Source organism: Pseudoclavibacter sp. JAI123 (assembly GCF_013409665.1).
GTDB lineage: Bacteria > Actinomycetota > Actinomycetes > Actinomycetales > Microbacteriaceae > Pseudoclavibacter.
This window is the reverse complement of record NZ_JACCCM010000001.1, coordinates 835525-860267: the sequence shown is the minus strand read 5'-3', so window position 1 is coordinate 860267 and position 24743 is coordinate 835525. Positions and strand designations below refer to the sequence as shown.

At 68.8% G+C, this 24743-nt stretch carries 24 protein-coding genes; 14 read left to right on the top strand and 10 right to left on the bottom strand.

Translation table 11 applies throughout. The features are described from left to right. Nucleotides 1-54 precede the first annotated feature (54 nt). From HDC34_RS04170 to HDC34_RS04160, 3 genes are all read left to right on the top strand, one after another. Complete coding sequence (locus tag HDC34_RS04170; RefSeq protein WP_104310390.1) at nucleotides 55-684, top strand: biotin transporter BioY; 630 nt, start codon at nucleotides 55-57, stop codon at nucleotides 682-684. 51 nt (nucleotides 685-735) lie between these two features. Beyond that, on the top strand, nucleotides 736-1437 hold the full coding sequence (locus HDC34_RS04165) for an energy-coupling factor ABC transporter ATP-binding protein (protein WP_179555976.1): 702 nt from the start codon (nucleotides 736-738) through the stop codon (nucleotides 1435-1437). 90 nt (nucleotides 1438-1527) lie between these two features. After that, complete coding sequence (locus HDC34_RS04160; RefSeq protein WP_179555975.1) at nucleotides 1528-2142, top strand: energy-coupling factor transporter transmembrane protein EcfT; 615 nt, start codon at nucleotides 1528-1530, stop codon at nucleotides 2140-2142. 249 nt (nucleotides 2143-2391) lie between these two features. Here the strand turns inward: HDC34_RS04160 and HDC34_RS04155 are convergent, their stop codons facing one another. Next, nucleotides 2392-2817 carry a hypothetical protein gene (locus tag HDC34_RS04155; protein WP_179555974.1) on the bottom strand — a complete coding sequence of 142 codons (426 nt, stop codon included), beginning with the start codon at nucleotides 2815-2817 and terminating at the stop codon, nucleotides 2392-2394. Between the two features lie 83 nt (nucleotides 2818-2900). After that, on the bottom strand, nucleotides 2901-3275 hold the full coding sequence (locus tag HDC34_RS04150) for a sterol carrier family protein (RefSeq protein WP_179555973.1): 375 nt from the start codon (nucleotides 3273-3275) through the stop codon (nucleotides 2901-2903). Between the two features lie 96 nt (nucleotides 3276-3371). Between HDC34_RS04150 and purD the strand changes: the two genes are divergently transcribed. From purD to HDC34_RS04130, 4 genes are all read left to right on the top strand, one after another. Further along, a complete protein-coding gene (gene purD, locus HDC34_RS04145; RefSeq protein WP_179555972.1) occupies nucleotides 3372-4655 on the top strand; it encodes a phosphoribosylamine--glycine ligase in 1284 nt (427 codons plus the stop codon). Then, entirely contained in the window at nucleotides 4652-5545 is an 894-nt protein-coding gene (locus HDC34_RS04140; RefSeq protein ID WP_179555971.1) for a phosphoribosylaminoimidazolesuccinocarboxamide synthase, read from the top strand. Before purD ends, HDC34_RS04140 begins: the two co-directional genes overlap by 4 nt. Before the next feature lie 180 nt (nucleotides 5546-5725). Next, nucleotides 5726-7258 carry a SulP family inorganic anion transporter gene (locus HDC34_RS04135; RefSeq protein WP_374757219.1) on the top strand — a complete coding sequence of 511 codons (1533 nt, stop codon included), beginning with the start codon at nucleotides 5726-5728 and terminating at the stop codon, nucleotides 7256-7258. A 53-nt stretch (nucleotides 7259-7311) separates the two neighbouring features. Then, on the top strand, nucleotides 7312-7614 hold the full coding sequence (locus HDC34_RS04130) for a DUF1905 domain-containing protein (protein ID WP_179555970.1): 303 nt from the start codon (nucleotides 7312-7314) through the stop codon (nucleotides 7612-7614). 69 nt (nucleotides 7615-7683) lie between these two features. On the opposite strand, the gene HDC34_RS04125 is transcribed toward HDC34_RS04130, so the two are convergent. After that, entirely contained in the window at nucleotides 7684-9168 is a 1485-nt protein-coding gene (locus HDC34_RS04125) for an MFS transporter (protein ID WP_257023071.1), read from the bottom strand. A 92-nt stretch (nucleotides 9169-9260) separates the two neighbouring features. Here HDC34_RS04125 and HDC34_RS04120 point away from each other — a divergent pair, with 92 nt between their 5' ends. Then, nucleotides 9261-9926, top strand: a complete 666-nt coding sequence (locus HDC34_RS04120; RefSeq protein ID WP_179555968.1) for a TetR/AcrR family transcriptional regulator — start codon at nucleotides 9261-9263, stop codon at nucleotides 9924-9926. Nucleotides 9927-10132: 206 nt separating this feature from the next. On the opposite strand, the gene HDC34_RS04115 is transcribed toward HDC34_RS04120, so the two are convergent. The 3 genes from HDC34_RS04115 to HDC34_RS04105 all read right to left on the bottom strand — a co-directional run bounded on the left by HDC34_RS04115 (nucleotide 10133) and on the right by HDC34_RS04105 (nucleotide 13830). Then, nucleotides 10133-11245, bottom strand: coding sequence for a transaldolase family protein (locus tag HDC34_RS04115; protein WP_104310381.1), 1113 nt, complete (start codon nucleotides 11243-11245; stop codon nucleotides 10133-10135). Between the two features lie 279 nt (nucleotides 11246-11524). Next, nucleotides 11525-12379: a hypothetical protein gene (locus HDC34_RS04110; protein ID WP_179555967.1), complete on the bottom strand. Its 855-nt coding sequence runs from the start codon at nucleotides 12377-12379 to the stop codon at nucleotides 11525-11527. Beyond that, nucleotides 12379-13830 carry an AI-2E family transporter gene (locus HDC34_RS04105; protein WP_257023070.1) on the bottom strand — a complete coding sequence of 484 codons (1452 nt, stop codon included), beginning with the start codon at nucleotides 13828-13830 and terminating at the stop codon, nucleotides 12379-12381. Before HDC34_RS04105 ends, HDC34_RS04110 begins: the two co-directional genes overlap by 1 nt. 120 nt (nucleotides 13831-13950) lie before the next feature. Here HDC34_RS04105 and purS point away from each other — a divergent pair, with 120 nt between their 5' ends. From purS to HDC34_RS04090, 3 genes are read left to right on the top strand one after another with little or no spacing between them, the layout of a single operon-like run. Beyond that, nucleotides 13951-14310: a phosphoribosylformylglycinamidine synthase subunit PurS gene (gene purS, locus HDC34_RS04100; protein WP_104310379.1), complete on the top strand. Its 360-nt coding sequence runs from the start codon at nucleotides 13951-13953 to the stop codon at nucleotides 14308-14310. Then, entirely contained in the window at nucleotides 14307-15011 is a 705-nt protein-coding gene (gene purQ / locus HDC34_RS04095) for a phosphoribosylformylglycinamidine synthase subunit PurQ (RefSeq protein WP_068495145.1), read from the top strand. Before purS ends, purQ begins: the two co-directional genes overlap by 4 nt. 3 nt (nucleotides 15012-15014) lie before the next feature. Continuing rightward, nucleotides 15015-15551, top strand: a complete 537-nt coding sequence (locus tag HDC34_RS04090; protein ID WP_179555966.1) for a DUF3817 domain-containing protein — start codon at nucleotides 15015-15017, stop codon at nucleotides 15549-15551. A 79-nt stretch (nucleotides 15552-15630) separates the two neighbouring features. Here HDC34_RS04090 and HDC34_RS04085 read toward each other — a convergent pair whose 3' ends face one another. Together HDC34_RS04085 and HDC34_RS04080 are read right to left on the bottom strand one after the other, a co-directional pair. Next, nucleotides 15631-16659, bottom strand: coding sequence for an ATP-dependent 6-phosphofructokinase (locus tag HDC34_RS04085; protein WP_104251579.1), 1029 nt, complete (start codon nucleotides 16657-16659; stop codon nucleotides 15631-15633). Between the two features lie 335 nt (nucleotides 16660-16994). Then, nucleotides 16995-18515 (bottom strand): MFS transporter, encoded by a 1521-nt coding sequence (locus tag HDC34_RS04080; protein ID WP_179555965.1) that lies wholly within the window; start codon nucleotides 18513-18515, stop codon nucleotides 16995-16997. Nucleotides 18516-18569: 54 nt separating this feature from the next. On the opposite strand from HDC34_RS04080, the gene HDC34_RS04075 reads away from it, so the two are divergent. Continuing rightward, on the top strand, nucleotides 18570-19124 hold the full coding sequence (locus HDC34_RS04075; RefSeq protein WP_179555964.1) for a TetR/AcrR family transcriptional regulator: 555 nt from the start codon (nucleotides 18570-18572) through the stop codon (nucleotides 19122-19124). A 295-nt stretch (nucleotides 19125-19419) separates the two neighbouring features. Here the strand turns inward: HDC34_RS04075 and HDC34_RS04070 are convergent, their stop codons facing one another. Further along, complete coding sequence (locus tag HDC34_RS04070; RefSeq protein WP_179555963.1) at nucleotides 19420-20463, bottom strand: LacI family DNA-binding transcriptional regulator; 1044 nt, start codon at nucleotides 20461-20463, stop codon at nucleotides 19420-19422. Nucleotides 20464-20672: 209 nt separating this feature from the next. Here HDC34_RS04070 and HDC34_RS04065 point away from each other — a divergent pair, with 209 nt between their 5' ends. Both HDC34_RS04065 and HDC34_RS04060 read left to right on the top strand, forming a co-directional pair. After that, a complete protein-coding gene (locus HDC34_RS04065) occupies nucleotides 20673-21608 on the top strand; it encodes a dihydrodipicolinate synthase family protein (protein ID WP_179555962.1) in 936 nt (311 codons plus the stop codon). Nucleotides 21609-21811: 203 nt separating this feature from the next. Continuing rightward, entirely contained in the window at nucleotides 21812-23113 is a 1302-nt protein-coding gene (locus HDC34_RS04060; protein WP_179555961.1) for an Nramp family divalent metal transporter, read from the top strand. An 87-nt stretch (nucleotides 23114-23200) separates the two neighbouring features. On the opposite strand, the gene HDC34_RS04055 is transcribed toward HDC34_RS04060, so the two are convergent. Further along, nucleotides 23201-24742 (bottom strand): CitMHS family transporter, encoded by a 1542-nt coding sequence (locus HDC34_RS04055; RefSeq protein WP_218854884.1) that lies wholly within the window; start codon nucleotides 24740-24742, stop codon nucleotides 23201-23203. Nucleotide 24743 lies beyond the last annotated feature (1 nt).

Here is a 24743-nt window from a genome sequence, read left to right as displayed (position 1 = left end):
CGAGACGCCGGACGCGAGGCGGGCGGCAGGGCGGGGCGCCGGTAGAGTCCTCGCATGACCGACGCTCCCCTCGCGCCCCGCAACCGAACCCGCGACCTCACGCAGATCGCCGTGTTCGCGGGCATCGTGGCGGCCCTCGGCGTGGTGCCGGCCATCACGATCCCCGGCCCGGGCGTCCCGATCACGCTGCAGACCCTCGGCGTCATGCTCGCGGGGGCCGTGCTGGGCGCGAAGCGCGGGTTCTCCGCGCTGCTGCTCTTCAACGTCCTCGTGCTCGCGGGGCTCCCGCTCCTCGCTGGCGGCCGCGGCGGCCTGGCCGTGCTGGCGAGCCCCACGGTCGGCTACTTCATCGGCTTCCCGATCGCGGCCTTCGCCGTCGGCTGGCTCGTCGAGCGCTTCGGGAACCCGTTCCGCCTTCTGCCCGGCATCCTCGCAACCGTCGTCGGCGGCGTGCTCGTGCTCTACGTCCCCGGCATCATCGGCGTCGCGCTCGTGGCCCAGATCGGGTTCGGTGCCGCTGCCGTCTCGGCTCTCGCTTTCCTGCCGGGCGACCTGGCGAAGGCGGTCATCGCGGCGCTCATCGCCCGCGGCGTCCACAAGGCCTACCCGGGGCTCATCTCCGGTCGTCGGCACCGGCGGAAGGCCGCGTCCAGTCCAGCAGCGGCACCGGCAGTGGATGCGTGACCGCTCGGCTCCTGCGTCCCCTCACGTCCGCCCGATGAACGGGGCCTGCGCATGATCGAGCTGCACGGCGTGAGCGTCGCGTTCGGCGACGGCGCCCAGCGGCGGCGGGTGCTCGACGACATCTCGGTCACGCTGCACGAGCAGCGCATCGGGATCATCGGCGCCAACGGCTCGGGCAAGTCGAGCCTCGCGAGGCTCCTCAACGGCCTGCTGCTGCCGACGAGCGGAACCGTCTCGGTCGACGGCTTCGACACGAAGCGGGACGGGCGAGAGGTCCGCCGGCGCGTGGGGTTCTGCTTCACCGACCCCGACTCGCAGATCATCATGCCGACCGTCGGGGAGGACGTCGCCTTCGGGCTCGGGCGGCGGGGCCTCAGCAAGGCCGAGATCGCCGCCCGCACGGCCAGCGCGCTCGAACAGGTCGGGCTCGCCGACCGCGCCGACCACCCGGCGCACCTCCTCTCCGGCGGACAGAAGCAGCTGCTCGCCCTCGCGGCGGTGCTCGTGACCGAGCCGAGCATCCTCGTCCTCGACGAGCCCACGACCCTCCTCGACCTGCGCAACGCACGCGCCATGGCCGCCCGTATCGCACGCCTGCCGCAGCAGGTTGTCCTCGTGACCCACGACCTCGACCTGCTCCGCACCTTCGATCGCGTGCTCGTGGTGCACGACGGGCGCATCCACTTCGACGGATCGCCGTCGGAGGCCATCGCCGCGTACCGGGCCGCCATCGAGGCCGAAGGGGCGCCGTGAAGCCCGCATCCCGGCAGACAGGGGTCTGGGACGCCCGCCTCGACGACGAAGGGCGCGCTGCGGGACACCCGCTCTCGCCGGGCACAGCCCGTGGCTGACCGCTCGTCGCCGCTCGCGGTCTACGTGCCCGGGGCATCCATCGTCCACCGGCTGCCGGCAGGGGCGAAGCTGCTCGCGCTCGTCGCCGCCGGCGCATCGGTGCTCGCGATCGCGTCGCCGCTCGCCGCCGGCATCGCGGTCGCGACTGCCCTGCTCGGGTTCGCGGTCGCGCGACTGAGCCTGCGCTACGCCTGGCGCGGCGTGCGACCCACGTGGATCTTCCTGATCGGCATCTTCGCCTTCCAGTGGTGGAGCGCTGACCTCGCCCGGGCTCTCGGCGTCGTCGGGTCGATCGTCGCGCTGCTCCTCGCGGCCACCCTCGTCAGCCTCACGACCCGCACGACCGACATGATCGACGCCATCGTGTGGCTGCTCCGGCCGCTCCGACGCGTCGGCGTGGATCCCGACCGAATCGCGTTGCAGCTCGCACTCGGCGTGCGAGCGGTGCCGCTCATCGCCGAGCTCGCCGAGACCGCGAGACAGGCGCAATACGCGCGCGGACGCCGCGGCAGCCCCCGCGCCTTCGCCGTGCCGCTTGTCGTGCGAGCGCTGCGTCGCGCCGACGCCATGTCAGACGCACTCCACGCGCGCGGCCTCGACGACTGAGCGAACCGAGAGGTCCTCGCGCCCTTCCGCACCTGGCTCGGACCGGGACCTGACAGCCTTTGCTGACAGTCAGGGTGACGTGGGGAGCGTCGCCGCCGCACCGCCCGCATTTTCAGTCCTACGTCACCTTGAGTGGCAACACCCCCCGCCTCGAATCGTCACGACGCGATGAACTGGGTCCGTGAACACCAGTCAGATCCGGAGGGAGGCGCGCGCACGGCCAGGGTTGCCGCGGCCGTGCGGGGGGGATTAGCTGCGGTTCTCGAGCTCGTCGGCGCGGATGAGACGCGCGTCGACCGACTGCTTCGCAGAGACCCGACCCGCGATGTACCCGGCGAGCCCGCCGAGTGCAAGCGTGATGGGCACCGTGAACGCGAGGAGGAACGCGAACACCTGGATGCGCGTGAACGCCTCGTTGGGCGGGAACGCGAACGTGAGGATCGTCACGAGCACCACGCCGACGATGGCGCCGAGCACGAGGAAGCTGCTCATGCGAGGGACCCGGTGCACCTTCGCGTCCATCTCGCGGACGCCGTCATCCTCGTCTTCGTCGATCAGCTCGGCGAACTCGGCCTCGTAGCCCTCCAGCTCGCCGCCGGCTTGGACCGTGCGGTCAGCCGTCGGTTCGGCGCCGCCTTCAGGTCGCGGCGGAGTGGGTTCGTTCTCGCGGAGCATGCATCCATTGTCGCGCAGTTCCCGGTGAGCGCGCGCAGGATGCGCAGTGGCCGGGGCGGCGGCCCCGCCGAGGCACGACGCCCTCAGCGACGTACGAGCGGCAGCCAGGCCGAGACGTCGGCGCGGGTGCCGGAGGCGCGCACGCGGTTCGCCTCGAAGGCCTCATGCCATGAGGTCCGGCCCGTTGCCAGCTCGAGCCAGGTGTCGGCGTCGAGCTCGATGACGTTCGGCGGCGTGCCTCTCGTGTGGCCGGGACCCTCGACGCACTGCACGGCCCCGAACGGCGGCACGCGAACCTCGACGCTCGCGCCGGGCGCCCGGTCCTCGAGGGCCTGCAGCGTGTAGCGAACGGCAGTCGCGGCGTCGGCACGAGGCGTCGGACGCCCCTCCGCGCGGGCTTCAGACCAGGCGGTGATGGCTCCGAGGCCAGCGGCGTCGGCGATTCGGGGTTTCGGCACGTCCTTATTGTGCTCCAGCCGCGCCGCCGGTGTCGCCGACCGGTCATCTGCGTTCACGCGGAAGCGGGAGACGTCGTCCCCGGTTAGGCTGGTGCGGTGAGAATTCTCGTCCTCGGATCCGGTGCCCGCGAGCACGCAATTGTTGCCGCCCTCCACAGCGAGCGCGCACACTCGATCGTCACGGCCCCGGGCAATCCGGGTATCGCCGACGAGTCTGAGGTGATCAGGCTCGATGTGAACAACCCGTCGCTCGTGACGGAGTTCGCCAAGGACGAGGGCTTCGACCTCGTCGTCATAGGCCCGGAGGCGCCACTCGTCGCGGGTGTCGCCGACGCGCTGCGCGACGCCGGTATCCCCGTGTTCGGCCCGTCGAAGGCCGCCGCCGAGATCGAGGGCTCGAAGACCTTCGCGAAGGACGTCATGTCCCGCGCCGGCGTCCCGACGGGCGGCGCGCGCCTCGCGACGACGCTCGACGAGGCGGCCGCGGCGATCGACGAGTTCGGCGCTCCGTACGTCGTGAAGGCCGACGGTCTCGCGTCCGGTAAGGGTGTCATGGTGACGGAGAGCCGCGAGGACGCGCTCATCCACGCCGAGCACTGGCTTGCCGCTGGCCCCGTGCTGGTCGAGGAGTTCCTCGACGGCCAGGAGGTCTCGCAGTTCGTCTTCTCCGATGGGGTCAACGTCCGGGCGCTCCCGCCCGCGCAGGACTTCAAGCGCCTCCTTGCCGGCGACGGTGGCCCGAACACGGGCGGCATGGGCGCGTACACGCCCGTCCCGTTCCTGGGCGACCGCTTCGGCGGCGAGCGCGCCTTCTCGAAGCTCATCGTCGACCAGGTCGCGAAGCCCGTCGTCGACGAGATGCGGGCCTCCGGAACGCCGTTCGCGGGACTCCTGTACTGCGGACTCATCGTGACGAGCGCCGGCATCCGCGTCATCGAGTTCAACGCGCGCTTCGGTGACCCCGAGACGCAGGCCGTGCTCGAGCGGCTCGCCCAGCCGCTCTCCGAGCTGCTGTACGCGTCGGCGACCGGCACCCTCGGACATCTGCCAGAGGAGCTCGCGATCGCCGACAACGCAGCGGTCACGATCGTGCTCGCGAGCGAGGGCTACCCGGAGGACGTGCAGTCCGGCCGCACCATCACGGGTGTTCAGGATGCGCTGGCTGAGCCGAACGTGAAGGTGCTGCAGGCGGCCACGACCCAACGCGACGACGACACGCTCGTGACAAGCGGAGGCCGCATCCTCAACGTCGTCGGAACCGGCGCGACCATCGCGGAGGCTCGCGCGTTCGCGTACGAGGGGCTCTCGCGCATCCACGTCGACGGCGCGCAGTACCGCACAGACATCGCCGAGCTCGCGGCCCGCGAGCAGCAGTCGTGACCGACGCCGCGCTGACTCCCACGCTCGAAGGGTGGTCGCACGTCTCGTCCGGCAAGGTGCGCGAAGTGTACGAGTCACCGACCGACGACCGCGTGCTGCTCGTGGTGGCGAGCGACCGCGTGAGCGCATTTGACCACATCCTCTCCCCCGGCATTCCCGGGAAGGGCGCTCGACTCACGGCGTTGAGCCGCTGGTGGTTCGACCGCATCGCGGTGCCGAACCACCTGCGCGAGCCGTCGGGATGGGATGCATCGCTGCCCGCCGACACCGCTGCCCGATCGATGCGCGTCGTGCGGTTGGAGATGTTCCCCGTCGAGTGCGTCGTGCGCGGCTACCTGACCGGTTCGGGGCTCATCGAGTACCGCGAACACGGCACGGTATGCGGGATCGCCCTGCCGACGGGGCTCGAGGACGGCGACCGGCTTCCGGCCCCGATCTTCACGCCCGCCTACAAGGCGCCCCAGGGTGAGCATGACGAGAACATCAGCTTCGAGAAGATGATCGAGCTCGTGGGGCTCGACGATGCAGTCGCGCTGCGTGACCTGTCGCTGCGGGTGTTCCGCGAGGCGTCCGCGGTCGCCGAGGCGCGCGGCGTCATCTTGGCCGACACGAAGTTCGAGTTCGGACGCAACCCCGCCAACGGCGAGATCACGATCGGTGACGAGGTGCTCACGAGCGACTCGTCACGCTATTGGGACGCGAAGCTGTACGCCGACACCACGCTGCCGCTGAAGCAGCGGCTGTCGTCGTTCGACAAGCAGATCGTCCGCGACTGGCTGTCCTCGAACTGGGACAAGCAGGGTGAACCGCCCGCGCTTCCGGCCGAGGTCATCGAGCGCACCCAGGCTCGCTACGCGGAGCTCTTCGACCGCCTCGGAGTCGGCGCCTAGCCACGTCTCGGACGCCGAGGCCAGTGCCGTGTGGACGAGCGCGCCCCTTGCTCGGCGCGCGTAGCGGACCTATGGTCGTCATTCCGCGGTCTGAACGACCTCGACACCGCCCTGGAAGTCCGCTGCCGCTCATGGACTCGCGGGTCCTCCTGCTTCCTCACCCTCGAGACTGGATCCGCTGTGCCTCCCTCTGCCCCATCCGCACCGGTGTCCGCCGTCACGGCCATCACTCCCGAGCAGCGGCAGTCGGTGCTTCGAACGCTGCGATCACCTCGCCTGCTCAAGGTGGAGGTGCTCGGCGGCCTGGTCGTGGCGCTCGCGCTGATTCCCGAGGCGATCGCGTTCTCGGTCATCGCGGGCGTGGACCCCCGGGTGGGTCTCTTCGCCTCGTTCACGATGGCCGTCTCGATCGCCGTCCTGGGCGGCCGGCCCGCCATGATCTCGGCGGCGACGGGCGCCGTCGCGCTCGTGATCGCGCCGCTCATGGCCTCACACGGGCTCGACTACCTCATCGCCGCGGTGCTCCTCGCCGGTGTGCTGCAGGTGCTGCTCGCCGTGATCGGGGTTGCGAAGCTCATGCGGTTCATCCCGCGCCAGGTGATGGTCGGGTTCGTGAACGCGCTCGCGATTCTCGTGTTCCTAGCGCAGGTGCCCGAGCTGCTCGGGGTGCCGTGGCTCGTGTATCCGCTCACCCTGCTGGCCCTCATCATCGTGTTCGGGCTTCCCCGACTGACGACCGTCGTGCCTGCTCCGCTGGTCGCGATCGTGGTGCTCACGCTCATCACGGTGCTCGCGTCGCTCAGCGTTCCCACGGTGGGCGACAAGGGCGAGCTGCCGAGCACCCTGCCGGGGTTCTTCGTGCCGGATGTGCCGCTCACGTTGGAGACGCTGCAGATCGTCTTCCCGTTTGCGTTGGCCATGGCATTCGTCGGGCTGCTCGAATCGCTCATGACGGCGAAGCTCGTCGACGACATCACGGATACGCGTTCCAGCAAGACCCGCGAGGCGTGGGGGCAGGGTGCCGCGAACGTCATCACCGCGTTCTTCGGCGGCATGGGCGGCTGCGCGATGATCGGGCAGACGATGATCAATGTGAAGGCGTCCGGCGCGCGCACGCGCATCTCGACGTTCCTCGCCGGGGTCTTCCTGCTGCTCCTGGTCGTGCTGCTGGGCGACGTTGTGGCGCTCATCCCCATGGCCGCGCTTGTCGCCGTCATGATCTTCGTGTGCTGGGCGACGTTCGACTGGCACTCGATTCGCCCGTCGACGCTGCGCGGGATGCCGCTCAGCGAGACCGCGGTCATGCTCGTGACGGTTGTCGCGACGGTCGCGACGCACAACCTCGCGATCGGCGTCGGGGCGGGCGTGCTGTGCGCCGTGCTGCTCTTCGCGCGTCGTGTCGCACACGTCGTCGAGGTGCGGCGGAACCTGTCGGACGACGGTGCGCTCGCCTCGTACGCGGTGACGGGCCAGCTGTTCTTCGCGTCGTCGAACGATCTGTACGCGCAGTTCGACTACGCGTCCGACCCGGCACGGGTGGTCATCGACCTGAGTGCGGCGCACGTCTGGGATGCGTCGACCGTCGCAGCTCTTGATGCCGTCATCGAGAAGCATGAGAGACACGGCGCCACCGTGGAGGTCGTCGGCTTGAACGCCGAGAGCGAGACCCGCCTGCAGCGGATGCGCGACGTGCTGCCGGGCGGCGGGCACTAGCCCCCCACATCGCGGAGCTCGCCGCGACCGCTCTCGTGCGCGATCATGGTCACATGGAGTTCTCGTTCTCGAATCCCTTGTGGCGCTGGGACAAGCGGCGTGAGCTGTGGACGTTCGTGAGCCTCAGCGAGGACGCGTCCGACAAGATCGCGGCCGCCACAGAGCGCTTCACGCACGGCTTCGGCTCGGTGCGGGTCGAGGCGACCGTCGGCGGTTCCACGTGGCGCACATCGATCTTCCCGAGCGACGACGCCTACATCCTGCCCATCAAGAAGGCCGTGCGCGAGGCCGAGGGGCTCGAGCTGGATGCGCCGGTGGTCGGCAAAGTGCGTCTCGTCGACCTGCAGGAGCGGTGACCCGCGACGCTTGAGCATGCACCCGGACGCGCGGCATGGACACGGAAGCCCAGACCGGCGGCCGCACGTCTAGTGGGCGAGGGTCGGCTCTGCGGCCTCTTCCGCCTCGATCTCCCGACTGAGCGAGAGTCCCTGGTTCCGGCGGCGGAACAGCAACGCGGAGACGACAGCACCGAGCGCGAAGAAGCCCGCGCCCCACCAGTAGGCGGCGGCGTAGCTGGCGATCATGGCGTCGCCGACCGCATCCCGGCCATGCTCGAGCAGGTAGTCGGTGGCGGCCGTCGCCGCGAGCGTGTTGAGCAGTGCCGTACCCACCGAACCGCCAACCTGCTGGCTCGTGTTGACCATCGCCGACGCGACCCCGGCGAACTCGCGGTCGACGCCGAGCGTGGCCGTCTGCATCGACGCGGGCATGATCGTCCCCATCGCGAAGCCGATCATCATGAGCGGCGGCATGACGTGCGCCGCGTACGAGCTCGTCGCATCCAGGAACGTCAGCCAGACCATGCCGCTCGCGGCGATCGTCATGCCGATCGGGACGAGCATCTTCGGGCCGAACCGTGGAACGAAGATGTTCGTGCCGAGCTGTGCGGCGAGCACGAGCATCGCGATCATAGGCAGGAACGCGAGCCCCGTCTGAATGGGCGAGTAGCCGAGCGTGAGCTGCAGGTAGTACGTGACGAAGAGGAAGACGCCGAACATGCCGGCGCCCGCGATCATGACCGACAGGTAGGCGGCGCCGCGGTTGCGGTCGCGGACGATGTGCAGGGGAAGCAGCGGGTGCCCGGCGCGAGTCTGCCAGACAACGAACCCGGCGAGGAACACGACCGCGCCGGCGAGCATGCCCCACGTGAGCGGCGAATCCCACCCGTCGGTCTCGGCGTGCGAGAAGCCATAGACAAGCGCGAAGAGGCCGGCGGAGACCAGCAGCGTTCCCGGGATGTCGAGCTTCGGGCGTGGACCGGTGCGGGCGATCGACGGCACGAAGACGAAGGCGCCGACCAGCGCGACGGCAGCGATCGCGACGTTGATGTAGAGGTTCCAGCGCCAATCGAACGCCTCCGTGAGCACGCCACCGAGGAGCAGACCGACTGCTCCGCCCGCGCCAGCGATCGCGCCGAAGACGCCGAAGGCCCTGGCGCGCTCCTTGGGGATCGTGAAGGTCGTCGTGAGGACGGCAAGGGCCGTCGGCGCGAGCAGCGCACCGAAGACGCCCTGCAGGGCGCGGGCTGCGACGAGCAGCTCGAAGGACGGGGCAGCGCCGCCGAGGGCGGAGGCGACCGCGAAGCCGATGAGCCCGATGACAAACGTGCGCTTGCGACCCATGAGGTCGGAGAGGCGGCCTCCGAGGAGCAGGAGGCTGCCGAAGGCGAGCGAGTAGGCCGTGATGATCCACTGGCGCTGGCCATCGGAGAACCCGAGGTCCGCTTGCGCGGACGGCAGGGCGATGTTGACGACGGTCGCGTCGAGCACGACCATCAGCTGGGCGAGACCGACGACGACCAGCGTCAACCAGCGGCGACGATCCGTCGCGGGTGCAGAGGTTTCAGGCATGCGCATCACCATATCCGAGACTGAGCCGTTTCGGATACACTGAGTTCCGTAATGTGCACGGCTAGTCTGTGCAGCGACGAGAGGCGGTTTCGATGACGAATACACACCTCGCCGACAGCTCCCCCGCAGCACCGGCGACACCAGACGAGACAGCCGGGAAGCCGCGGCTCGGACGCAAGCGCGACCACACGCGCGACACCGACATCCTCGAGGCGGCACTGGATGTGCTCGCCGAGACCGGATACGACGGCATGACGATCGACATGGTCGCAACCCGCGCGAAGGCCGGCAAGGCCACGCTGTACCGGCGCTGGGCCTCGAAGTCGGACCTCGTGCTCGACGCAGTGGCCTGCATGAAGTCGAAGGACCTCGACCTCGAGGCACTCCCCGACACGGGCACCCTGCGCGGCGACCTCATCGCCATGGTGCGCCCCCCGAACATCCGCGACGCCGAGCGCAAGCTCAACGTCATGACCGGTGTCGTCTCGATGATCGCGCGCGACCCAGAGATGGCCGCCGCAGCGCACGCGGCGATCGTCGCTCCCCGCGCCGCCGCCAACCGCGTGCTCTTCGAGCGCGCCATCGAGCGCGGCGAGATCGCCGCCGATGTCGAACTGGACACCCTCAGCATGATTGCACCGGCGATGGCCGCATTCCGCACCCTCATCCTGCGCCAGCCACCGGACCGGGAGTTCCTCGTCGGCATCATCGACAACGTCGTACTGCCCGCCGCCAACCGCGGGACCCCCGCGCACTGACGTGGGCGCGGGCATGCGAAAAGGGGAGGGCCCGTCGGCTTTCCTCGCGAGAAAACTACGGACCCTCCCCTGCGCCGCCACGCTGATTGAGCAGCAGGCGGGATGAGCTCGGCGCGCTCCGGGTGTCGCGACGCGGCGCGGCCGAGCTCAGTTCAGGAAGCGGATGGTGGCGGATAGCCGCCGTGGGCGCCTCCGCCGTGGGCGCCTTAGGCGGCGGGCACCAGGATCTCGCGCACGAGGGCGTCGAGCTGTGCGTCCGCGTCGAGGAACTGGCGGAGCGTGTTGCGTGCCGCCCCGAAGTCCTCGAACTCCTCGGGAGCCATGCCGTCGACCTCGTAAGCGCGGCGGAACTCGCTGAGCGTGCCCAGCTCCTCGAGGATCGCGGCATCGACGGGCACGTGGATGCGCTCGGAGACGGGGAGGTTGTTCTCGTTGATGCGGGCCTGCCAGTCGAACGGCGGCGAGACGACGATGTCGCCACCGACGAGCTCGGACCACTGGAGCTGGTTGCGGAAGGCCGCCGACAGCACGCGGCTGCGGTAGCCGCGCTCCTGGAACACGGCGTGCGCGCGCTTGAGCGCCGCGACGCCTGCCCACTCGAGGATGCCGGGCGTGACGAGGATGCGGTTCGCGGTCGTCCACTTCTTGAGCCAGTCGTCGAGACGCCCGCCCATGATCGTGACCACGTGGCCGAACTCCTGCTCGGGGAGACCATCGGCCGCGCGACGCTCGAGGGCGCGCTCGAGCGCGGCACCGACGGCAACAGCCTGCGGCACCGTGAAGCTCAGGGTCGCGTTGATGCTGACGCCACGGTATGCGGCCTCTTCCATCGCCTCGATGCCTGTCTTCGTCGCGGGGATCTTGACGATGATGTTCTTCGCGAGCTTCGAGAACTCCTCGGCCTGGTCGGCGAGGGCCGCAGCATCGCGGTGCAGGCGCGGATCGGTCTGGATGGAGAGGCGGCCGTTGCGGCCCCCGCTGCGCTCGAACTCGGATTCGAGGAGTCGGGCCGCGTTGATCGAGAGGTCACGCACGGCCTGCCAGCCGATCTCCGACTCGCCCCAGGTGGGGTTCTGCGCGGCGATCTCCTTGATGCGCGGACCCCAGACATCGGGACGCTTCTTGATCGCCGCGAACGCGATGACCGGGTTGCAGGTCGCACCGACAGCCCCGAACTCGATGGACTTCGTGAGCTCCTCCGGGTCCGCCGAGTCGTTCCAGAGGGCGGTCTGCGTGTTCTGCGCGGCCCAGGCGAGGGGTGCGAGCTCCGTCGCCGGGGTGCCGTTGTCGTTGGAAGGCGCTGTTTCGAGCAGGGTCATGCTGTTCTCCTCATCGGTGGCTGTTGGCCGGGTTCGCCGGTGCCGCGGCAGCCACGCTCCCCGAGGTCCGGGGCGCTGAGCCTCGCGAGCCATCGACGACGGATGCTCTTCCTCGAGCCCGTGCCGACCGCTACCCGCCTGCCGCATATGTCCTGACATTATCACAACAGGTATTACCGTCGCCAGATGTCGGCGCAGCGAGGATGGCCGCCCACCGAGAGTGCCTCCGCGCGTGCGTTCGATTCGTGGTGGCCCGGGCAGTGCCCGATGTGTGCTGAGCTACTCTCCGCCGGCCTTCGAACCGCGGCCCTTGGACGATGAGCCGTGCTTCGACCGCTGTCGGACGATGATGACGACCAGCGCGACGAGCAGCAGCGCACTGAGCATCCCGAGAACCCAGACGATGTCCCAGAGGTACCGGTCCCACCAGGACGGCTCGAAGTCGACGACGGCACGCCACACGTTGACGAACGCCTCGGGGGCGCTCCTCGCCTTGGCGTTGTCCTCACCGAAGACCCAGAGGGCGGGCGCCAGGAAGATGAGGGCGAGCATGCCCGAGAAGGTCAGCCGCTCGAGCCGCGCACGGGCCAGGTCGCCCTTCGGCACGGTCTCGGCGTTGATCTCGGCCGCCCTCGCGGGGTCACGCCAGGAGAGGACGGGAAGCACGATGAACACCAGCCCGAGCAAGGCCCCGAGGAGCACCGCTGCGACGCCGACCAGCCACGTCAGGAAGGCGTTGAGCAGCACCTCGGTGACGGGCCCGTCCGTCTCGTTCAGCTCCGGCACGATGCCGCCCGTGAGCGTCAGCACCAGGAGGAGCAGGGTGCCGAGCAGCCAGGCGGCCGTGAAGAGCAACGGCCCGACCACCATCGTGCGCACCATGAAGCGCCCGAGCAGCGGCCGGTCCTCGGCGTCAGGCAGACCGAGGAGCTCGACGCTCAGCCAGATGCCGAGGAGCGCGGGAGCCCCCATGCCCACGTACGACCACGTGGATGCGTCGTACGGGAACTGCGAGACGTCCGAGATCGTGGAGAGAGTCCAGACGCCGACGAGCACGGCCACGGCGATGCCTGCCGAACTGAGCTCGGCGAGGACGCCCTTCTCCCGGATCCCCCGGATCAGCCCTGCGAACATCAGACGTCGATGCTCGAGCCCTTGGCGCCTGAGGAGGCGCCGGCCGGGGCGTCGTCTTCGTCGAGGTTCTTGCGCCAGGGCAGCCTGGTTCGCATGTCATCAGGCAGGGCTTCGTCTTCCTGCAGCTTCTCGAGGGGCTCGTACCAGGCGCGGATGAGAGCCCAGCTGACGGCCGCGACGGGCACCGCGAGCAGGGTGCCGACGATGCCACCGAGGATCGTGCCGACCGTCAGCGCGATGAGCACGACGAGCTCGTGCAGCTTGAGCGACTTGCCGAGCACGACCGGCTGGAGGAAGTTGCCCTCGAGCTGATTGACGAGCACGACGATGCCGACGACCACGATGGCCGGAACGAGCCCGTTCGTGACGAGCGCCACGAGCGCTGCGAGGATGCCGGCCAGCGTCGCGCCCACGATCGGGATGAACGCGAGGATGAACACGAGCACGGCCAGCGGGAAGGCGAGGGGGACGCCGACGATGGCGAGCCCGATGCCGATGAACACCGCATCCACGAGGGCCACGATGACCGTGCCTCGCACGTACCCGCCCATGACCTCCACAGCGCGGGACCCCATGAGTCGCGCGCGGCGCTTGTTCGCACCCTTGAGCGGCTTCGTCAGGAAGCCCCAGATGAGGGGGCCGTCTTTCATGAAGAAGAACAGGATGACGACGAAGAGCACGCCGCTCGTGATGAACGTGGTGACACCGGAGATGCCGGCGGTGAGCCCACTCGCGGCGGCGTTGCCGAACTGGCTCGTGAAGATGAAATCCTGCGCCTGGCCCAGCCACTCGTTGATCTGGTCCTGGTCGATCGTGATCGGGAACGTCGAGTTCACCCACTCGATAGCTTGGTTGAACCCCTGGACCGCCTGCTCCGACAGCTCCGACCACTGGTTGCGCACGAGCAGCACGACCATCGTGAGCGCGCCGCCGAGGAAGACGATGATGGCCAGCAGCACGGTGATGGTCGCGAGCGCCGGCGGCCACTTCTTCGACGTGAGGAATCGGATGATCGGCCACGCGGCGGCCGACACGATGAGCGCCAGCAGCACCGGGATGACGACGATCGTGACCTGCAGTCCAGCGAAGATGAGCAGGGTGGCGGCAGCGACGATGACGAGCCCCTGCAGCGCCCGCGTCGCGACGCGACCCAGCTGGTCGGTCCACATGACGCCGACGCTCGTCGGGCGCCGGCCGCGGCCCTCGCCATCGTCTGGCGCGTATGCCTGGACCGCGTTGCCGCCGACCATGACCTCATCTCGCGCCGGAGCATCGAGGTGCTCGACAGGCGACGACTGCGCCGCCAGCTGCGCCGCGACGGAGGACGCGGACGGCGCGGGCAGCACTGGCGCGGGACGCCCCGCCCGCTTGCCGCCGCCGAAGAGGCGCTTGAGCTTGTCGCGCATGGATGCTCCCGAGATGTCAGCGATAGCGGCCGGCGGGGATGCCAACGGCCGAGAATGTGGGTCAAGGCTATGCGTGTGCACCGACATTCTGGACGAGCCTCGCGCATCCGCGCCTGACGGTAAGCTGGGGGCGTCTCTTTCCTCCACCGATCGGAGCCGCTCCCGATGCCCAAGATCGTCGTCATCGTCATGCCAAAGCAGGAACTCCTCGACCCGCAGGGCAAGGCCGTCGCCGGCGCCCTCTCGCGCCTCGGCAAGGACCACCTGCACGACGTGCGCGTGGGCAAGCGCTTCGAGATCACCACCGACCGCGAAGTCACGGCAGAGCTCATGGAGGAGATCTCGCAGGTCGCCGACGAGCTGCTCGCCAACGGGGTCATCGAGGACGTCATCTCGATCGACGTCCTGCCAGACGGCGCCGAGTCGGCCGACGACGACGCTGACGACGCGGTCGCCGCCGACACCGAGGCGTCCCTCGCATCGGTCATCGCGGCCGAGGTCCAGTCGAAGGGCTCCGCTTCATGAGCCCCCGCGTCGGCGTCATCACGTTCCCGGGTTCGCTCGACGATCGCGACGCCCAGCGCGCCGTGCGCCTCGCGGGCGGTGAAGCCGTCGCCCTCTGGCACGGCGAGCACGACCTGCACGGCGTCGACGCCATCATCCTCCCCGGCGGCTTCAGCTACGGCGACTACCTGCGCGCAGGCGCGATCGCCAGCCACTCGCCGATCATGGCCGAGGTCATCACGGCCGCCAACGCGGGCCTCCCCGTGCTCGGCATCTGCAACGGCTTCCAGATGCTGACCGAGGCGCACCTGCTGCCCGGTGGGCTCATCCGCAACGACCACGGCAAGTTCGTGTGCCGCGACCAGGTGCTGCGCGTCGAGAACAACGACACCGTGTGGACCAACGCGTACGAGAAGAACGCCGAGATCACCATCCCGCTGAAGAACGGCGAGGGCGGGTTCATCGCCGACGACGAGACGCTCGCTCGCATCGAGGGCGAGGGCCAGGTCGCGTTCCGCTACGTCGACGTCAACCCGAACGGCTCACGCAACAACATCGCGGGCCTCACGAACGAACGCGGCAACGTGGTCGGCCTCATGCCGCACCCCGAGCACGCGGTCGAGCTCGGCTTCGGACCGGACACAGCGACCCACATGGCATCCGGCCTCGACGGCCTCCCGATCTTCCGCAGCGCCGTCGAGGCGCTGCTCGCGCGCGTCTAGACGGTGTCAGAAGCGAGCACGACGGCCGGGCGCACGGCGCAGGCCACGGCGACCGGATCGACGACCCCCACCGACGGCCGGCGCCTCACCCCGCGCGTCCTGCTGCGGGCGGTCTCGATCGGCGAGGCCATCACGTGGGCCCTGCTGCTCACCGGCATGTTCCTCAAGTACGTCACGCAGACCACCGACCTGCTCGTGTCCGTCGGCGGCTCGCTGCACGGCGCCATGTTCATGGTCTACCTGGTCGTGACGGCGTTCGTCGGCATCAACCAGCGCTGGCCGTGGTGGATGTTCGGGCTCGGCTGGTTCGCGGCCATCCCGCCGTTCGCGACGCTCGTCTACGACTGGTGGGCTGAGCGCCGGGGCGCCCTCGAGGGCGGCTGGCGAGACGCTCCATCCAAGGGCTTCTCGCTGCAGCGCATCGTCCGCTGGTTCGTTGACCGGCCGATCACCATGAGCGCGGCCGTCATCGTGCTCGCCGTCGTCATCCTGACCGGTTCCCTCAGCGGCGCCCTCGTCGGACCCACCGGCGCCCACTGAGCACCCCGCGTGTGCACGAGGAGGGCGGATGCACCTGCATCCGCCCTCTTCGTGCATCTCGGGTCAGCGACCCGACGGCCTAGCGGCCGAAGAAGATCTTCGCCTGGTCCCAGCGGTCCTGGGGGACGGTCTTGAGGCCGTCGAGGGCCTCCTCGAAGGCGACCGTCTGCATCTCGGTGCCGCGCAGCGCGACCATGTTGCCCCACTGCTTGCCGTTGACCATGTCGACGGCGTACTGGCCGAAACGGGTCGCGAGCACGCGGTCGAACCCGGTCGGCGCGCCACCACGCTGGATGTGGCCGAGCGTCGTGTTGCGCGTCTCGATACCCGTCAGCTTCTCCAGCTCAGCGGTCACGTAGTCGCCGACTCCGCCGAGAAGCGGGCGTCCGGATACCTCGGTGCCCTGCGAGAGCACCTCGTCCATGCCCTCGGGGATGAAGCCCTCGGCAACCACGACGAGCGGCGAGCGGCCACGCTGGTGCACCTCGGAAACCCACTCCGCGACCTGCGTCATCGGCACCTTCTGCTCCGGGATGAGCACGGCGTGCGCGCCAGCCGCCATGCCGGAGTGCAGCGCGATCCAGCCGACGTTGCGGCCCATCACCTCAGCCACCATGACGCGGTGATGCGACTCACCGGTCGTGCGGAGGCGGTCCATGGCGTCCGTCGCGATCTGCACGGCCGTGTCGAAGCCGAACGTGTAGTCGGTGGCCTGGAGGTCGTTGTCGATGGTCTTCGGCACGCCGACCACTGGGATGCCGGCGTCAGCGAGACGCTTGGCGCCGGCCAGCGTGCCCTCTCCGCCGATCGCGATAAGCGCATCCACGGAGTGGCGCTCCATCATGACGGCGATGTTCTCGGGACCGCCGTTGGGGCCATCGAACGGGTTCGTGCGCGAGGTGCCGAGGATCGTGCCGCCCTGCTTTGCGAGGCCACGCACCTTCGTGCGAGGAAGATCCATGACGTCACCCTCGATGACGCCACGCCAGCCATCGCGGAAGCCCACGAACTCGTTGTCATAGGTCTTGATGCCATGGAGCACGCTGCCACGAATGACAGCGTTGAGTCCTGGGCAGTCGCCGCCGCTGGTCAGCAGTCCGATCTTCATGCGTTGGTTCTCCTCTGGGTGTGGCAATACACGCAAACAGCCATCACGGTTGAGTAGCCCACCCACTGCGGAACGGATTCAGTGCAGAAGCGGATTCCTGCGTTGGAAGACGGCTCGACTGCGACAGTACCGGGTCCGGGTGTCTCGCGCGATTTCTGCGTCGGCGTCGATGTGGGTCGGTCTGCCACGCACGCGCTGCCGGTCAGGGTGACGTGAGGCTCCGAATCTGGAACCTGACCCCCGGTTCGGGGCTCACGTCACCGTGACTGGCAGCGCAGCCTGACGACCCACCGAGGGCAGCACGCGATGCGAGCGACAGCTGCCGCCGACGCCGACTACGCGGGTGTCTTGCTGACCATGCGCAGCGCGAGGAAGATCGCGCCGACCATGAGCACGGCACCGACCGCCGACGTGACGGTGCTGCCCGCATCGAAGGCGTGGAACGCGGAGTCGAGGAGCGTCTGCGCCTGCGACGCCATGCCGCCCGCCTCGAGCTCGTTCGAGACGTTCACGGCACCAGCCAGGGTCTCCCGCGCCGCATCCGCCTGCTCGGCGGTCACCCCTTCCGGGACGACCATGCCGGAGCGGTAGCTGGACGTCAGGACACCACCGAGGACGCTCGTGCCGAGCACCGCGCCCACCTCGTACGCCGTCTCCGAGACGGCAGACGCCGCGCCGGCCTTCGCCGGCGGGACACTCGCGATGATGACATCGTTCGAGAGCGTCTCGGCGATCGCGATTCCCGCCGCGAGCAGCGTGAACGCCGCCACGAGCATCCACAGCGGCGCTGAGCCGCCCGTGATCGCGAGCGACAGGTAGGCGAGGAACGCGAGGCCGAGGCCGAACGCCATCGCGATGTGCACCTTCACGCGGCGCACGACGCGCACGATGAGGAGGCCGGCGACGATCATCATGACCGTCCCTGGCAGCAGCATGAGGCCGGCCTGCAGCGGAGTGAGTCCGAGGATGAGCTGGAGGTGCTGCGACAGGAAGAAGAGCAGACCCACGAGCGCGACGACGCTGACGAGGTTCACGAGCACCGAGCCGGTGAAGGCGGGCACCGCGAACAGACGCATGTCGAGGATCGGGTTCTCCTGCTTCAGGAGTCGACGCACGAACAGCCAACCGGACAGCAGGCCGACCAGGAGCGAGCCCACCGAGATGAGGTCGAGGCCGTCGGTCGCCGTGTGCTTGATGGCGAAGACGACGGGCGCGAGCGCCGCCATTGAGAGCAGGATCGCGGGAACATCGATGGGGCCGGGGTTCGGGTCGCGCGACTCGGTGACGAGCAGCGGCGCGAAGACGAGCAGCGGCAGCAGGAACGGCACCGCGATGAGGAAGACGGAACCCCAGTGGAAGTGCTCGAGGAGCACGCCGCCGACGATCGGCCCGATGGCGGTGCCCGCCGAGAAGCCGGTCGCCCAGATGGCGATGGCGAGGCGGCGCTGGGCGCGGTCGTGGAACATGCCGCGCAGCAGCGAGAGCGTGCACGGCATGATCATGGCGCCGAAGACACCGAGCAGCAGACGCGAGAGCAGCAGCATCTCGGCGGAGACGGAGAAGGCCGCGAGCACGGAGACGAGCGCGAATCCCGTCGAGCCGATGAGCAGCAGCTTGCGGCGGCCGATGCGGTCGCCGAATGAGCCCATCGTGACGAGGAGGCCCGCGAGCACAAGCGGGTAGATGTCGATGATCCAGAGCTGCATCGCGGCGCTCGGCTTGAGGTCGAGCGCGATGTAGGGAAGGGCGAAGCTCAGGACCGTGTTGTCGATCGACACGAGGAGGACGGGGAGCATCAGCACCGCGAGGCCGAGCCATTCCTTCCGGCCTGCGCGCTGTTCGATCAGTGTGGTCATGAAGAACGACTATACCGACCAGCCGGTATAGCTGGCAACTGTAAGATGTCGGCCATGAGCTCCGCCAGAGAGAAGATCCTCGACGCCTACGAGGAGTCACTGACCACCGTGGGCGTCGCCGCGACCACCCTCGACGCCGTCGCCCGCATCGCGGGTGTCTCCAAGGGCGGACTCATCTACCACTTCCCCTCGAAGGAGGCGCTGGCGGATGCGCTCATCGAGCGCTTCACCGGCATGGCGCGAGCAAGCGCCGACCAGCTGCACGGCGACGCCGCGACCACCGTCCGCCACTTCATCGAGATGAGCAGCTCGGTCGGCGACGAGCTCGACACCGCCTGGCTCGCCGTCATGAACCTCTCCCGCAACGGCAACCAGGGCGCGACCCGAGCCGTGCTCGAGCTGGAGCGCTCGTGGCACGACGCGATCCTCGAATCGACCGGCAGCCCTCTCGTCGCCCACATGACGAAGCTCCTCGGTGACGGCCTCTACCATTCGACGTCGTTCGTGAGCGAGTCGCGCGAGAGCCTCCCCGAAGCCGCGAAGCTGCTCCCGAGCGACGGGGAGCGCGAGGCGATCATCCGCACGCTCCTCGACCTCCTCGACGAGTAACGACGTTCACCTGACCAACCCGCGGGAGGAAACGCACTCGTACGGCGCCCTGAGCACCGCGGGCGCGCATCCAGCACGGAAGTTGGCCACAGGGGGCGGGCTGGGGAGAGCGTGCGAGCACGAGGCGCGAAGCCCCGGAGCGCCGGTCGACCCAGCTGCCAAGCGGCGGCCCTGACCAACATCAGTGCAAAAACGCGCGGATGAAGGCCTTACGGGGCGGAATGCCGCCATATTGCACTGATGTTGGACAGGGCCGGGCACAATCGGCAGCCGCGGCGGGCCGACGGCGTCGCGGTCAGCGCTGCGGCGGCGGGCAGCTGGATGCGCGCGGGATGAGCGTCGGCATCGCGCGCCGGATGACGGGCCCGACCCCGGGCGTCAGCAGCAACTCGAGCGCCGTTGTGGCGATCTGGTCGAACGAAGTGCGCACGGAGGTGAGCGGCACGGGCAGCGCCTCCGCGAGGGGGACGTCGTTGTAGCCGACAAGCGCGAGGTCGGTGCCGATGCGCAGGCCGTAGCGGTGGGAGGCCGCCATGACACCGAGGGCGAGGTTGTCGTTGGCGGCGAAGATCGCGGTCGGCGGCACGTCGGCCGCGTCGAGGATGCGCTCGGCCGCGGCGGCGCCGTGTTCGATGCGGAAGCCGTCGCCCGCGATGCGGTGCGGAGGGATCTCTATGCCGGCCTCGCGAGCAGCACGCAGCGCCCCGGCGAGGCGGTCGCGCGCACTCGAGGTGAAGTCGGGACCCGTGACGAGTGCGATGTCGCGGTGGCCGAGGTCGATGAGGTGCCGCACGGCGAGGTAGCCGCCGACTTCGTCGTCGCCTAGGGAGGACGGGCTGACGCCGTCGGTGCGCAGGACGAGCGCGAGCGGGATGCCAGACTCCTGCAGCGACTGGGGGAAGGAGTCGACGCGTCGAGATGAGGCGATGATGAGCGCATCCACGTTGCGGTCGAGGAGGACCTGGGCGGCGCGCTGCTCGCCTTCGGCGTCGTCGCCGGTCGTCGCGACGACCGCGACGTAGCCGCGCGCGGCCGCTGCACGCTCGACCGCCTCGTACATGAGCGCCATGACCGTGTCGCTGAGGCGCGGCACGAGCACGCCGATCGTGCTCGTCGATCCGCGGCGGAGCTGGGACGCGAACACGTTGCGCCGGTAGCCGAGGTCGTTGGCGATCTCGCGGACGCGCACGGCGGTCGCCGACTGCGACTGCGCGGTGCGCTCGTCGAGGATGCGGCTGACGGTCGAGATGCTGACGCCGGCTTCGGCGGCGACCTCCTTGAGGGTCACGACTCGGCGCTCGCCCGCCCCGGGGGCAACAGCACTGTCGTTTCGCCTCATGCGGAGGAGTGTATCCCGGTCGCTGACACAGCTCCGGCAGCAAGCACAGGATTCGGGGGTTGACACCAGGAACGTTTGCATCAAGACTTGCAATCGTTCCCGCAAACGTTTGCAGTCGGGCAGAACCAGAACCAGAACCAGGACCAGAAGCAACGCCAGCTCGCAACGGCCGGGACCCACCACCTCAACGATGAGCAAAGGAAGACAAGATGTCGATCGATCTCCGCGGCCTCTCCCCCGCCCCCGTCACCCCCTTCACCGAGGACGGCGCCGTCGACTACGACGCCATCCACCGCCTCGGCTCCTGGCTCGGCTCCGTCGACGGCGTCAAGAGCCTCGTCGTCCTCGGCCACGCCGGCGAGGGCACGTTCCTCACGCAGACCGAGCAGGCGAAGGTCATCACGGCCTTCCGCGAGTCGGTCGACTCCCGCATCCCGATCGTCGCCGGCATCACCCAGGAGGGCAATGCCGTCGCCGCCGAGGAAGCCAAGCGGGCAGTGGATGCTGGCGCATCCGCCGGTCTCGTCTACCCGTCCCACGGGTGGCTGCGCTTCGGCTACCAGGACGGCGCACCGCAGACGCGCTACCGCGACATCTACGAGGAGAGCGGACTCCCGCTGATCCTCTTCCAGTACCCCGACAACACGAAGGCCAGCTACAACCTCGACACGCAGCTCGAGATCGCCGGCCAGGAGGGTGTCTTCGCGACGAAGAACGGCGTCCGCAACATGCGCCGCTGGTACACCGAGATCCCCGCGCTGCGCGCCGCCTACCCGGAGCTGCAGATCCTCTCCTGCCACGACGAGTACCTGCTGCCCACGATGTTCGACGTCGACGGACTGCTCGTCGGCTACGGCAACATCGCCCCCGAGGCGCTCGTCGAGCTCATCGAGGCCGGCAAGGCGCACGACTACGACCGCGCGCACGAGATCCACGAGCGCCTGCTGCCCGTCACGAAGAACGTGTACCACCGCGGCTCCCACATGGAGGGCACGGTTGCACTCAAGTGGGGCCTCGTGCACCGCGGCATCCTCGACCACGCGACCGTGCGCACCCCGCTGCTGCCGCTCGCCGACGGCGCCGACCGCGAGATCGCCGAGGCGTTCGCCATCGCTGGGCTCGACCGTGTGACGGTCGCCTCCTAGCGGAGAGGGGCGGCGACAACAGGGTCGCCGCCCCATACGCTTGACGTCGACTGCTCGAAGATCGACGACACACGCCGCCACGCACGCCACCGAAGCGGCACCGGCCGAGCCGGTTCCCTCAACCTGCGCGACCCCCAAGTCAATGACGACTTCGCGGCCGGATGCCCTGCATCCGATCAGCCGCACTCCCCGAAGGAGACCCCATGGGCGACACCCGCCTCCACTCGACGCCGGGCACCGGCCACGCACGCATCTCGACCGAAGCAGTCCGCACGATCGTCGAATCCCGCCGTACCCGCCGCCGCTTCTGGCAGCAGCTGGCCCTCATCGGACCCGCGTTCGTCGCGGGCGCCTGGCAGTTCGGGCCGGGCAACCTCACCACGGCCGTCCAGGCCGGAAGCTCGTACCAGTACGCCCTCATCTGGGTCATCGCCGTCTCGACGGTGCTCATGATCTTCCTCACCGATATGAGCGTGCGACTCGGCATCAAGTCGCCGGTCTCGCTCATCGCCTCCATCAAGGACCACCTGGGGAAGCCGCTCGGCGTCGTCGCCGGTGTCGGCGTCTTCCTCATCACGCTGTGCTTCTCGGTCGGCAATGCGATCGGCTCCGGGCTCGGCCTCTCGATGCTCGTCGAGGGCTCGTCGCCCGTCATGTGGACCGCCATCTGCACCCTGGGCGTCGCGGCGGTGCTGTTCATCCGCAGCATCTACAACGTCATCGAGAAGGTGCTCATCGGCATCGTCGCCCTCATGGCGATCTGCTTCGTCGTGAGCGCGTTCGTCGTAAACCCCGACTGGGCGGATGCGGGCCGCGGGCTCATCCCGACCGCACCGGAGGGCTCGTGGCTGCTCATCGTCGCGCTCGTCGGCACGAACTTCTCCATCAACGCCGCCTTCTACACCTCGTACGGCACGAAGGAGCGCGGACGCACGGAGGAGGACTACCGCGACGTGACGCTCGTCGACACGATTCCGGGCATCATCGCGCCGGGCATCATGACGGGGCTGGTCATCGTCGTGGCCGCTGGCGCTCTCGGGAAGACGTCCGAGACCGCGACCTCGATCACGAGCTTGGCGGCGATCTTCGAACCGCTCGCTGGACCCGTCGGCGGCTTCATCTTCGCCCTCGGCTTCGCGGGGGCCGCGTTCTCCTCCATGATTCCGAACGCGATCGCGGGCGGCACCATGCTGTCCGACGCGTTCGGCAGGGGCGCATCCGCGAACACCATCACGGCCCGCGTCACGAGCGGCTTCATCCTCGCCTTCGGCCTGGCGGTGACGCTCATCTTCCAGACCTCACCCGTCGAGCTCATCGTGCTCGCGCAGGCCCTCACCATCCTGGTCGCGCCCATCCTGGCGGCACTCATCATCATCATGGCGAACCGCCGCTCGCTCATGGGCGAGATGCGCAACAGGTGGTGGCAGAACGCGTTCGGCATCCTCGGCCTCGTCGCGGTGCTCGCGCTCTCGGTGCGGCTCCTCATGAGCTTCATCGCCGGATAGGCGAGGCGCCTCGCGTCCGACAGCGAAGTGCCCGGACTCACGAGATCGTGAGTCCGGGCACTTCGTCGAGCGGATGCGAGGAGCGGGCTACGAGGCCTCGCCGACCTGCACGAGCTCGGCTTCCTTCTCTTCCGCGACCGCCTTCTTCCGCTTCCGCGAGCGCTCGACGAGCATGAAGATCCCGATGGCCGCCCCTGCTATCGCCGCGAGCACAAGCCAGAATTGCCAGGCGCCGAGCGGGAGGACGGGAGCCGGGAGGTGCCCGGTGAGGAGCGCCACCGCGATGAGGATGACGAAGATCCCTGCAGCCCACTTGCCTGCCTCACGCTGCCACTCGCCCATGTCCTGCTTGGTGAGGTTGAGGAGCAGGTAGATGAACGCGGTGAGCGGGCTCAGCATGTGGAACGCCTGGCCCATGAGCGACGCGTAGCCCATCTCGAACTGCGTGAAGCCGTACGCCTGACCGGCCTCGGCGAGCACCGGCAGCACGCCGTAGAAGAACGCGTCGTTGGAGATGAAGAAGCCGCCGGGCGCCGACACGAGCGTCGTGATGAACGGCCAGGATGGCCCGAACGACGCGGGGAACGCGTTGACCATGCTCTGCGCGATGGCGCTCGACATCCCGGAGTTCGTGAAGAGGCCCATGAAGACGCCGGCGCCGATGACCATGATGACGGTTTGCAGCACGTCCGGAGCCGTGGAGTCGATGAACTTCTTGAGCTCGGGGATCTTCGGGAAGTTCACGGCGAAGGCGATGAGCGTGCCCGCCATGAAGATGAAGACCGGCTCGAAGAGACCCGCCATGAGCACCGCAAGCGCGAGCAGCGTGAGCACCGCGTTGAAGACCATGACCGGCTTGCTGCGCGTGACCGTCATGACGTTGCCGTCGGCCTGCCGCGACTGCATGAGCTCGTCGATCTCCGCGATGCTGAGGTCGGAGACGCCGAGCCGCTTGCGCTCACGGAGGCCGCGGTAGACGCAGACGAGCATGACGAACGCGACGGAGGCGAGCATCCCGGGAACCAGCGACTGCAGGATCTCGTTGGCGCTGATCTCGGGCAGCACCGCGAGGACACGCGCCGTCGGGCCGCTCCACGGGAGGAGGTTCAGGATCGTGTTCATCAGGATGAGGATCACGGCGAGGTCCATGAGCCTGAGCCCGAGCTTGCGGTAGATCGGGATGAGCGCGGAGCACACGATGAGGGTCGTCGTCGTGCCGTCGCCGCTCAGCGAGACGACCGCCGAGATGATGCCGGTGCCGACGAGGATCTTGAGTGGGTCACCCTTGGCGATCTTCAGGATCTGGCGGGTCAGCGGGTCGAAGAGGCCGACCGCGAGCATCACCGAGAAGAAGAGGATGGCGAAGAACAGCATGTACGCCGTGGACGACGTCGTCACCATGCCATCGGCGGCCCACTCACCGAAAGCCTGGAACTGCTCGAGGAGGGTGACCTCGGAGACCGGCTTCTCCCAGTAGGCGGCGACCGCCTCGGTGAAGAGGCCGAAGAACGAGCCGAGGACGGTGAAGATGATCGGGATGAGGGCGAGGCCCACGAACGGATGGATCTTCTTCATCATGATCAGGGCCATGAAGACGAGGATCGTCAACCAGGCGAAGAGGGTTAACACG